Origin of the sequence: Parasphingomonas halimpatiens, from assembly GCF_036663795.1 — a bacterium.
Lineage (GTDB): Bacteria > Pseudomonadota > Alphaproteobacteria > Sphingomonadales > Sphingomonadaceae > Sphingomonas.
On the sequence record NZ_JAXOJP010000083.1, the window covers coordinates 1 to 2494 of the forward strand.

Below are 2494 nucleotides of genomic sequence, written 5' to 3' on the forward strand. Positions count from 1 at the left end.
AAAACCATCCGCACCGCTCGCTCGCGGACCTCGGGCGCAAACTTGTTCGTTGTCTTGCTCGTCATGGCTCCACCTTCTCAGGAGTTGGAGCCTCCGACAAACCCGGCGCGGTTCAGTTGCCGAAGCCGATCCGGGTGTAGATTTGTTTCTTTCGGGCGGGATCGGAGCGCATCCACCGTCCGAAGCCGCGGTGATGGCTGCTATCCTGTCGTGCACGGTCTCGGCGAACCGACTAATCCTGGACGAAGTCAGCAACGACACACTTCAGACGGTTCGGGCTGCGGCGGCCCATGCGCGCGCGCAGGACTATTCTTCAATCCTGACCTGTACTGATGCCTATCATCAGCCCCGCGTTCGGATGCTGTTTCGATTGATGGGTCTGGCAAGCTGCCCAATCCCGCTCGCTGCTCGCGGTCCAAAGCAACAGCGCGTCAAGATGTGGCTGCGCGAATGCGTGGCAATCCCTTACGACCTCGTGGCGGGTCTTGCCGCCGCGTGGCGCGACCGTCGTTGACCGAGGCCTACGGCACGATAATTGCGGGGGCGTTTTTTGAGGGATCGCCGCCGTCCTCCGCAGTTCCGACAGTCACGGGAGGATCGCGCAGCGCTTCGGCAGCGACTATGCTATGATCGCGTTGCCGGCACTCAGCAGGCTGGCAAGAGCAGCCCCGAGATCGGCATCGCTATAGGGCTTCTGCAGCACGGGCTGATCGCCGAAGCGAGGCTCAAGGCCATGTTCGCCATAGCCGGTCGAAAAGACAAACGGGATGGAGCGCCGTGCGAGGGCATCGGCGACACGATAACTGGTCTGTCCGCCCAGATTCACGTCGAGCATCGCGACGTCGAAATGTTCAGCCTTCAGCAGGGCCAAGGCGTCATCGACCGTCGCTGCTGAGGATATGGCCGCGCACCCCAAATCGGCGAGCGCGCCCTCAATGTTCATGAGGACCATCATCTCGTCCTCTACGACGAGCACCCGTCGTCCGGTCAGGAGACTATGCATCTACGACCTTTCGCGGAATGGGAAGGTCGATTGTACACACCAAACCCTCGGGCAGATACTCAAGACACACTTTGCCGTGGAGTTCGTGGGCCAAGCCACGCTCTATGACCTGCGACCCGAATCCCTTGTGCGTCGGCGGCACGACCTCGGGCCCGTCCTTTTCACGCCAGGTGATCACCAACCGCTCGCCGTCCGGCCGCACCTCGTTGTCCCACGCGATCCCGATCGTTCCGACATCGTTCGAAAAGGCGCCGTACTTCACCGCGTTGGTCGCCAGTTCGTGGAAGGCGATACCGAGCGCCAGCGTCGTCTTGGGCGAGAGGCGGACATTGGCGCCCTCGACGTTGAAGCGTTCGGCGTGACCGTTCGCAACCCCGAACGGCTTCAGCGCCGCGTCGATCAGATCGTGGAGCCCTGCGCCTTTCCATTTGTGACGTGTCAGCAGATCGTGCGACCGCGACAGTGCAAAGATTCGCGATTCGATCGCTTCCCGGATGACGGTCGGGTCGTCGCTCGCGCGCAATGCCTGGCGCGTGATCGACTGCACCGTCGAGAGCGTATTCTTCACGCGGTGATTGAGCTCGTCGATCAGCATCTCGCTTTGCGTTTGCCGCTCGCGCTGATCGGTTTCGTCGACGAACGATATGAAATGCTGGATGATTTCGCCCGCTTCATCGCACACCGGGCTGATGTAGAGCGATGCCCAGAAACTGGTGTCGTCCTTGCGCCGGTAACAAATCTCCGGCTCGCGGTCGGCGCGGCCGGCAAAGGCGGCTTCGATTTCCGCGAGCGCCTGCGACCCCGCGCCGCGCGCCATCAACGACTTGAAGCTCGCGCCGAGCACCTCCTCGCGGTCGAACCCGGTCAGTTCGAGGAAAGCATCATTGGCGAAAACGATCGGGTTGTCGGCCTTCCTGGCATTGGTGAAGACTATCGCCATGCGCGTCTTGTCGGCAGCGACCACGAACGGCCCAAGCTGACCTCGAAAGCATTCGACGTCGGCCTCGGCGGCTTTCTGATCCGCGGGAGTGTTCGTTTCGTCGCCCATGGTAGTCGCGTCTACACCTCGTAATGGCCGTTCCAAATTATAATCCGAGTTCACGGCACCCGTCATGCCGACGAAACCCGGATATTCTTTCGGCGATTGAGGCCTCGGGCACTGCTCGTGCCCGAGGGAGCAGTGCCGCGACAAAGCTGCCGCACTATGTGCTAGTGGATTGATTTTGACATTCGCACCCCTCTAATCGGATAGGTCGTGAGCGAATGTCAAAATCTTAAAATCCACTAGTATCATAAAGTTGCTAGTGGTCCGGAAGATTCTGACATTTGCCCGCGACCTCGCCGAAAGCGGTAGCAAATGTCAGAATCGGACCACTAGGCCGTGTTGACAAAGGGGATTCCCAATAGCGGCAGTATCTGATTCAGGGTGGCTTTTGGGAGGCTGCCTTGATCCGTGGTTTGATGAGCGACGAAGAATGGAGCTGCCTTAAG

The 2494-nt window shown here is 60.2% G+C and carries 3 protein-coding genes; 1 reads left to right on the forward strand and 2 read right to left on the reverse strand.

The window, feature by feature from the left end:
* Positions 1–142: 142 nt before the first annotated feature.
* Positions 143–514, forward strand: coding sequence for a YdcF family protein (locus U1839_RS26690; RefSeq protein ID WP_332806590.1), 372 nt, complete (start codon positions 143–145; stop codon positions 512–514).
* 105 nt (positions 515–619) lie between these two features.
* Here the strand turns inward: U1839_RS26690 and U1839_RS26695 are convergent, their stop codons facing one another.
* Positions 620–1003, reverse strand: coding sequence for a response regulator (locus tag U1839_RS26695; protein ID WP_332806591.1), 384 nt, complete (start codon positions 1001–1003; stop codon positions 620–622).
* Entirely contained in the window at positions 996–2051 is a 1056-nt protein-coding gene (locus tag U1839_RS26700) for an HWE histidine kinase domain-containing protein (protein ID WP_332806592.1), read from the reverse strand. The genes U1839_RS26695 and U1839_RS26700 overlap by 8 nt, the downstream gene beginning before the upstream one ends.
* Positions 2052–2494 lie beyond the last annotated feature (443 nt).

Excerpts from the sequence above, each read along its gene's own strand:
- U1839_RS26700 (WP_332806592.1), bottom strand. The coding sequence starts at position 2,051 with ATGGGCGACGAAACGAACACTCCCGCGGATCAGAAAGCCGCCGAGGCC.
- U1839_RS26695 (WP_332806591.1), bottom strand. The coding sequence starts at position 1,003 with ATGCATAGTCTCCTGACCGGACGACGGGTGCTCGTCGTAGAGGACGAG.